Origin of the sequence: Micromonospora antibiotica, from assembly GCF_017599305.1 — a bacterium.
In the GTDB taxonomy this organism is placed as follows: Bacteria; Actinomycetota; Actinomycetes; order Mycobacteriales; family Micromonosporaceae; genus Micromonospora; species Micromonospora antibiotica.
Genome location: NZ_JAGFWR010000050.1, coordinates 1 through 6,741, shown reverse-complemented (window position 1 = coordinate 6,741; position 6,741 = coordinate 1). Strand labels below are relative to the sequence as shown.

Genomic DNA, 6,741 nt, shown 5'->3' with positions numbered 1-6,741 from the left:
GATGGAGATCACCACCGACGCGGTGCAGTTGCTGGGCGGCTACGGCTACACCCGCGACTACCCGGTCGAACGGATGATGCGCGACGCCAAGATCACCCAGATCTACGAAGGCACCAACCAGGTCCAGCGGATCGTCATGGCCCGCCAGCTCCTCAAGGACTGACTACCCTGACGGTCAGCGGGTGAGGCCGACGGTGGTGGCGAGGCGGGCCACGTCGGCGGCCGGCGGGCCGCTGCGGGCGATCTCGGCGAGGAGAGTACGCGCGGCGGGGCGGTAGCGGACCTCGGCGGGCGCGATGGTGTCGGCGTCGACCAGCGTACGACCGGCGGCGGCGAGGTCACCGGCGTCGAGGTAGGCGCGGGCGGCGTCGACGAGGTGCGCGGCCCGATGCTCGGCGGGAAGCCGACGCCAGTCGTCGCGCCCGACCGCCTTTTCGTGGTGGTAGACCGCCTCGGCCGTGTCGCCGAGGCGCAGCGCGGTCAGGAAGCGGGCCAGCAGCACGGCGGTGGGACCGAACGCGGTGTGGTGCGGGTCGTCGCCGCTCGTACACCGGTTGGCGAGAACGGTGGCGTGGTCGATCAGGTCGTCGACGCGGCGGCCGTCACCACAGCCGGCGGCGGCAAGCGCGGCCTGGAGGAACAGCGTTCCGCGTACCGCGTCGTCGGTGGCGGTGCCGATGGCGGCGACGGCGGCGGTGAGGGCGAGCCGGTCGCGGCCGAGCGCGCGCAGTGCCTGGGCCACGACGATGGTCGCGGTGCCGGCGCGGACGGGGTCCCCCACGGCGGCGGCGACGGCCCGGTCGGCGGCGAGCCAACCGAGATCGGCCTCACCGAGCTTGACCAGCACCGATGCGGTGATCCGGTACGCGGACACCAGCGGTCCCGGGCTGGCACGGGTGGCGTCGAGCAGGGTGGGCAGGGCCCGGAGCAGTTGCGTGTAGTGGGCGTGCTGGTAGGTGAGCCAGGCGTGCGCGACATGCCGCCCCAGTTCGTCGGGCGACACCGCCCGGGCCGGCCGCTGGTGGTGGTAGCGGGCCAGGGCGGCGCGGACCGCGTCGACACCGTCGAGGCCGGCGGTCACGGGCGGTAGCGGTCTGCGGGGGTCGAGCAGGGTGGCCGGGTCGAGGCGCAGCACCTCGGCGATCTCCTGGACGGTCGAGTACCGGTCGAGGCTGCGTACGCCGCGCTCGACCTTGTCCACCCAGCTCTTGGACTTGCCGAGCCGGTCGGCGAGCATCTGCTGGGTCATCCGGCGGCGTACCCGCCAGCGGGCCACCCGCCGGCCGATCGGCAGCTCGTCGACGTCGGTCTGCGCCGGCCGGTTCACCGGTCCCGCTCCACCGGCGGGGGTACGGCCACGGTGGTGGACTCGCCGCAGCGCGGACACCACCTCGACTTGACCCGGAACGCCAGCAACCCCACCAGGAAGCCCGGCACCAGGCCCCCGAACACGATCGATACCACTTCAGATCTCATGATCACTCTTACCTTCGGGTAAGCGGGGCTGTGAGCTGTGCAGATAGCCCTGAGTGAGAGCTCCTGTACTGCTACGAAAGTTAGCGCACTAACTCTGGATCAGTAAAGGATTTAATTGTGCTAACTTTCGGATCATGAACGTTCGACATTGTTTGCTGCGCCTGCGGAGACGTGGTCGACTTGACCGTGAGCAGGTGCGTCCACGTGGAGGGGTCATCCATGACCGGCAGGGAGCCGCCCAACTATCAGCGCGTCGTGGATGACCTGCGACAGCGGATCCTTGGCGGTGAACTGTCCTCTGGGGACAAGCTGCCCACCGAGAGGGAACTCCAGCAGCGCTGGGGCTTCTCCAGCACCGTCATCAAGCACGCCCTCACCATGCTCCGCAGCGAAGGGCTCATCGAAGGCCGACGGGGATCGGGCAACTACGTCCGCAGCCGCACACCGCTCGTGCGCCGCGCCCACTCCCGGGACATGCGCAACCGCACCGGCAGCACGTCACCGTTCGCCCGGGACAGCGAAGCCGCAGGCCAGCAGCCGAGCTGGGAGTCTGAGAGCAGGAAGATTCCCGCGACGCCCCGCATCGCCGAACGGCTCGGCATTCAGCCCGGCGACACAGTCATGCACACCAGGTACCGCTACCTGGCCGACGGAGTCCCGATACAACTTGCCGACTCCTACGAGCCGCTGGCCATCACCGGCGGTACGCCGATCGAGTACCCCGAGCGAGGTCCGATCATCGGCGTGGTCGCTCGGATGGACTTCATCGGTGTGGCCGTCGACCGGTTTGTGGAAGAGGTGGCGACCAGGCAGGCGATGCCGGAAGAGGCTGCCGCCCTCGAACTCGACCGGCGCGGCGGCAGGTGGGTGATCGAAGTCGAGCGCACCTACTTCGCCGGGCAGACCGCAGTGGAAACCGCCGACATCGTGTTCCCTGGTGACCGCTACCGACTCGTCTACGAGTTGCCCGTCGATCCCTGGTCACCGCCCGAGGGGGCCGAGCCGTCCTGACAACTGCTCGGCCGTGTAGAAGCCGTACCGGATGATCGGGTGGGCCGGTCGGGTCGGCCCACCCGCCAGCGGTCAACGATTGTCGGGGCTGTTTTCCGGCTTGGCCCCGTAGCGCGGCGGGGCGGACCACGGCGACTCGGTCCCGGCCCGCCGGGGCAGCGGCTCGGTGGGGGTGTCCAGATCGGGGTAGCCGAGGGTGAGCGGCGCGGTGTCCGGCTCGCTGCGGGCGGGCGGACCGGCCGGCGGCCAGTCGCTCGTGGCATAGCTGGGCGGTGGCGGGTCGTCGTAGTCGGCCGGGGCCGATTCCGTCCCGGTCGCCGGCTGCGGCCAGCGCCGCCACCGCTGGGCGCTGAACACGGCCATCAGCAGCAACACGCCGATCAGGAACAGGGTGCCGTTCTGCACCGGCTGGTGCAGCGGCAGCGGGTCGCCGAGCACCTTCCAGCCGCTCGGGATCCAGTCGAGCACGGTGAACGGGGCGATGAACATCCCGACGTACGGGGTGACCAGCAGCAGCCCGGCGACGAGCGGGCCGAGCGGCGAGGTGCGCAGCGTGCCGACCAGGCCGAGCAGGATGCCGGCGACGCCGAGGTAGACGGTCGGCTCGATCAGGTTGGCCGTGTTGTACGTGCCGATCTCCACCCAGCGGTCCACGGTCCGGCCCGACCCGTCCTGCCCGAGGGTGATCAGCACCCACGTGACGGGTGCCACCACCAGCCCGGCGAGGAAGCTCCAGAGATGTCGCATTGGCGCACCGTACCGTTTCTGCCATGACCGAGCACCCCACCACCCCTCCCGGCAAGCCGACGTCGTACTCCCGGGTCACGCTGAGTCGCATCATGACCGCTGTCGATGTCAACCTGTACGGAACCGTGCACGGTGGGGTGTTGATGAAGTTCGTCGACGACGTGGCCGGGGCGGCGGCGGCCCGGCACAGCGGCGGCACGGCGGTGACCGCCTCCATCGACGAGATCATCTTCTCCGAGCCCGTCCGGGTGGGTGACCTGGTGCACGCCCACGCCCAGGTCAACTGGACCGGCAACACCTCGATGGAGGTGGGGGTGAAGGTGGTCGCCGAGCGCTGGGACTCGGCCGAGGACGAACCCGTCCGGGTGGCCACCGCCTACCTGGTCTTCGTCGGGGTGGACGTGGCCGGCGCACCCCGCCCGGTCCGCCCCGTACTCCCGGAGACCCCCGACGATCACCGCCGCTACAAGGAGGCCGAGATCCGCCGCGCCCACCGCCTGGCCAAACGCCGCGCCATCCAAGCCCACCGCGCCTCCTAACCCCCTCCCTCCCACCCCTCCCCCCCAGCTCCCCCTTCCCACCCCTCCTCCCCCCAGCACCCCCTCCCGCCCCGGTGATCAAGAGATTTACGTCAGCTCCGCGCCCAGCCCTGCCCCAAACCTCTTGATCACCACCCCCAGCCCCTCGGCTGCACCGGCATTGGGCGTCCCAGCCCGGTGATCAAGAGGTTTGCGTCAGGTATCGGCTCAATGTTGACGCAAACCTCTTGATCACCGGCTCCAGCCCATCGCTGCGGCCGGGGTGGAATGTGCCGGTGCGGTGATCAAGAGGTATGCGTCAGGTTCGGGCTGGAATTTGACCCGAACCTCTTGATCAACGGGGTCTGGTCGAATGGGATCAGCCGGATCGGCGGGTTGAGGCGGGCTCGGCGGGTTGAGTCGGGCTCGGCGGTGGGGTGGGGTGGGGTGGGGTGAGCGGGGGTGGGGACGGATTGTGTGCGCGGGGCACGTTTCCGTGGTGGGCCCCGGTGTGGATGATGGCGCTGCGAGGTAGGCAAGATGGCGGTATGGCCGGGCACAGTGCCGTGTGGGCCTCAGGGAGGGTGGAGCGGTGGGTGACGTGCTGTGGACGCCGCCGGCGGACGTACGCGAGCGGTCCCGGATCGGTGGCTACCTGCGGTGGCTGCGGGAGCACCGGGGGTTGGACTTCGCCGACTACGACGCGCTGTGGCAGTGGTCGGTCACCGACCTGGACGCCTTCTGGCGCTCGATCTGGGACCACTTCGAGGTGGTGGCGCACACCCCGCCGACGGCGACCCTGACCGATGCGGCGATGCCCGGTGCCCGGTGGTTCCCCGGCGCGACGCTCAACTACGCCGAGAACGTGCTGCGGCTGCCCGGTCGCGCCGATGACGACCCGGTGGTGGTCGCCCACTCCCAGACCCGCCCGCCGGTCACCCTGACCGCCGCCGAACTGCGCGAGCAGGTCCGTCGGGTGGCGGCCGGGCTGCGCCGCCTCGGCGTCGTCGCCGGGGACCGGGTGGCCGCGTACGCACCGAACATCCCCGAGACGTACGTGCTGCTGCTGGCCACCAGCAGCCTCGGGGCGATCTTCTCGTCCTGTGCCCCGGAGTTCGGCACCCGTAGTGTCGTCGACCGCTGGCAGCAGATCGCCCCGAAGGTCCTGGTGGCCGTGGACGGCTACCGGTACGGCGACAAGCCGGTCGACAGGCGGGCCGAGGTGGCCGCGATCCGAGCCGCCCTGCCATCGCTGACCCACACCGTCCACATCCCCTACCTGCACCCGACCGGCCCCGACGGCTCCGCCCCGGCCGGTTCTGACCGCGCTGCCCCTCCGGCCGGTTCCGACGGCGCTGCCCCTCCGGCCGGTTCCGACGGCGCTGCCCCGGCATCCGCGCTGTCCGGTGGTCCCGTCGGCGGTGCGGAGGCCGCGCCGGACGGCGTACCACAGAGCAGCCTGAGCTGGGCCGACCTGGCGGCGGAGACCGACGGGGCGTTGACCTTCACCCCGGTCCCGTTCGACCACCCGCTCTACGTGCTCTACTCCTCGGGCACCACCGGCCTGCCGAAGCCGATCGTGCACGGGCACGGCGGCATCCTGCTCGAACATCTCAAGATGCTCGCCCTGCACCACGATCTCGGCCCGGCCGACCGGTTCTTCTGGTTCACCACCACCGGCTGGATGATGTGGAACTTCCTGGTCTCCGGGCCGGCCGTCGGGGCGACGATCGTGCTGTTCGACGGTAACCCCGGCCACCCCGACCTGGGCGCGTTGTGGCGGCTGGCCGACGAGACCGGCACCACCTATTTCGGCACGTCCGCGCCGTTCCTGCTGGCCTGCCGCAAGGCCGGCCTGGTCCCGAAGGACGTCGCCGACCTGTCCGCGCTGCGCGGGGTCGGCTCCACCGGAGCGCCGCTGCCCGCCGAAGGCTTCACCTGGGTGTACGACACGGTCGGCACCAACCTCCAGCTCCAGTCGTTGTCCGGGGGGACGGACGTCTGCACCGGCTTCGTCGGCGGGGTGCCGCTGCTACCGGTGTACGCCGGTGAGATCACCTGCCGGGCACTCGGCGCGAAGGTGGAGGCCCGCTCGGCCGACGGCACCCCCGTCCTCGGCGAACTGGGCGAACTGGTGATCACCGCGCCCATGCCGAGCATGCCGGTGGGCTTCTGGAACGACCCGGACGGTCGCCGCTACACGGAGGCGTACTTCGACGTCTATCCCGGGGTGTGGCGGCACGGCGACTGGATCACCATCAACGAGCGGGGCGGCTGCGTGATCACCGGCCGGTCCGACGCCACCCTCAACCGGGGCGGCGTACGGCTCGGCACGGCCGAGTTCTACTCGGTGGTGGAGGGCCTCGACGAGGTGGTCGACTCGGTCGTGGTGCACCTGGAGGACGACGAGGGTGGGGCGGGGGAGCTGCTGCTGTTCGTGGTGCTCGCCGAGGGCCTCGAACTCGACGACGCGTTGCGCCGCAAGATCGCCCGTGAGCTGCGTACCGCCCTGTCGCCCCGGCACATCCCCGACGAGATTCACCAGGTCAGGGCGGTCCCGCGCACGCTGTCGTCCAAGAAACTGGAAGTCCCGGTCAAGAAGATCCTCACCGGCACTCCGGTCGACTCGGCAGCCGCCCAGGGTGCCCTGGCCAACCCGGAGTCCCTCACCGCCTTCGCCGCCTTCGCCCAAACCCGCCCCACCCCCTAATCCACTCCACCCCTGCCCCGGCTCCGCCCCACCCGTCTCCTGCCCGCCCGCCCGCTCTACCCGTGGGTCCTGCCCGCCCCGCCCCACCCCTGCCCCCGGCTCCGCCCTGCCCGCCCCGCCTCGCCCCGGTGATCAAGAGCTTTACGTCAATCCGCCCCGGCGGTTTCTAGGCTTCAGTGCAACTGATCTTGGGTTGGGTTGGAGGTCCTGGTGGCGAAGCCGGGTGTGTTGACGTTCGGGCATCGGCAGGTGTTGGAGCATCTGTGGGCTTCGGGTCGG

Annotated in this window: 7 protein-coding genes; 4 read left to right on the top strand and 3 right to left on the bottom strand. The window is 70.6% G+C overall.

The window, feature by feature from the left end; genetic code table 11:
• The coding region (locus JQN83_RS32480; RefSeq protein WP_269749297.1) for an acyl-CoA dehydrogenase family protein at positions 1 to 163 on the top strand (163 nt) is incomplete at its 5' end.
• A 12-nt stretch (positions 164 to 175) separates the two neighbouring features.
• Here JQN83_RS32480 and JQN83_RS32475 read toward each other — a convergent pair.
• Entirely contained in the window at positions 176 to 1,327 is a 1,152-nt protein-coding gene (locus tag JQN83_RS32475; protein ID WP_307800021.1) for a helix-turn-helix domain-containing protein, read from the bottom strand.
• Complete coding sequence (locus JQN83_RS32470) at positions 1,324 to 1,476, bottom strand: hypothetical protein (RefSeq protein WP_208570977.1); 153 nt, start codon at positions 1,474 to 1,476, stop codon at positions 1,324 to 1,326. The genes JQN83_RS32475 and JQN83_RS32470 overlap by 4 nt, the downstream gene beginning before the upstream one ends.
• A 219-nt stretch (positions 1,477 to 1,695) precedes the next feature.
• Between JQN83_RS32470 and JQN83_RS32465 the strand changes: the two genes are divergently transcribed.
• A complete protein-coding gene (locus JQN83_RS32465) occupies positions 1,696 to 2,487 on the top strand; it encodes a GntR family transcriptional regulator (RefSeq protein ID WP_208570976.1) in 792 nt (263 codons plus the stop codon).
• A 72-nt stretch (positions 2,488 to 2,559) separates the two neighbouring features.
• On the opposite strand, the gene JQN83_RS32460 is transcribed toward JQN83_RS32465, so the two are convergent.
• A complete protein-coding gene (locus tag JQN83_RS32460; RefSeq protein ID WP_208570975.1) occupies positions 2,560 to 3,234 on the bottom strand; it encodes a hypothetical protein in 675 nt (224 codons plus the stop codon).
• 23 nt (positions 3,235 to 3,257) lie between these two features.
• On the opposite strand from JQN83_RS32460, the gene JQN83_RS32455 reads away from it, so the two are divergent.
• Both JQN83_RS32455 and JQN83_RS32450 read left to right on the top strand, forming a co-directional pair.
• A complete protein-coding gene (locus JQN83_RS32455) occupies positions 3,258 to 3,773 on the top strand; it encodes an acyl-CoA thioesterase (protein ID WP_208570974.1) in 516 nt (171 codons plus the stop codon).
• A gap of 571 nt (positions 3,774 to 4,344) precedes the next feature.
• Positions 4,345 to 6,462, top strand: coding sequence for an acetoacetate--CoA ligase (locus JQN83_RS32450; protein WP_208570973.1), 2,118 nt, complete (start codon positions 4,345 to 4,347; stop codon positions 6,460 to 6,462).
• Positions 6,463 to 6,741 lie beyond the last annotated feature (279 nt).

Bases quoted from the DNA above. Each gene is read 5' to 3' on its own strand.
- JQN83_RS32455 (WP_208570974.1), top strand. From the start codon at position 3,258: ATGACCGAGCACCCCACCACCCCTCCCGGCAAGCCGACGTCGTACTCC.
- JQN83_RS32460 (WP_208570975.1), bottom strand. From the start codon at position 3,234: ATGCGACATCTCTGGAGCTTCCTCGCCGGGCTGGTGGTGGCACCCGTC.
- JQN83_RS32470 (WP_208570977.1), bottom strand. From the start codon at position 1,476: ATGAGATCTGAAGTGGTATCGATCGTGTTCGGGGGCCTGGTGCCGGGC.
- JQN83_RS32465 (WP_208570976.1), top strand. From the start codon at position 1,696: ATGACCGGCAGGGAGCCGCCCAACTATCAGCGCGTCGTGGATGACCTG.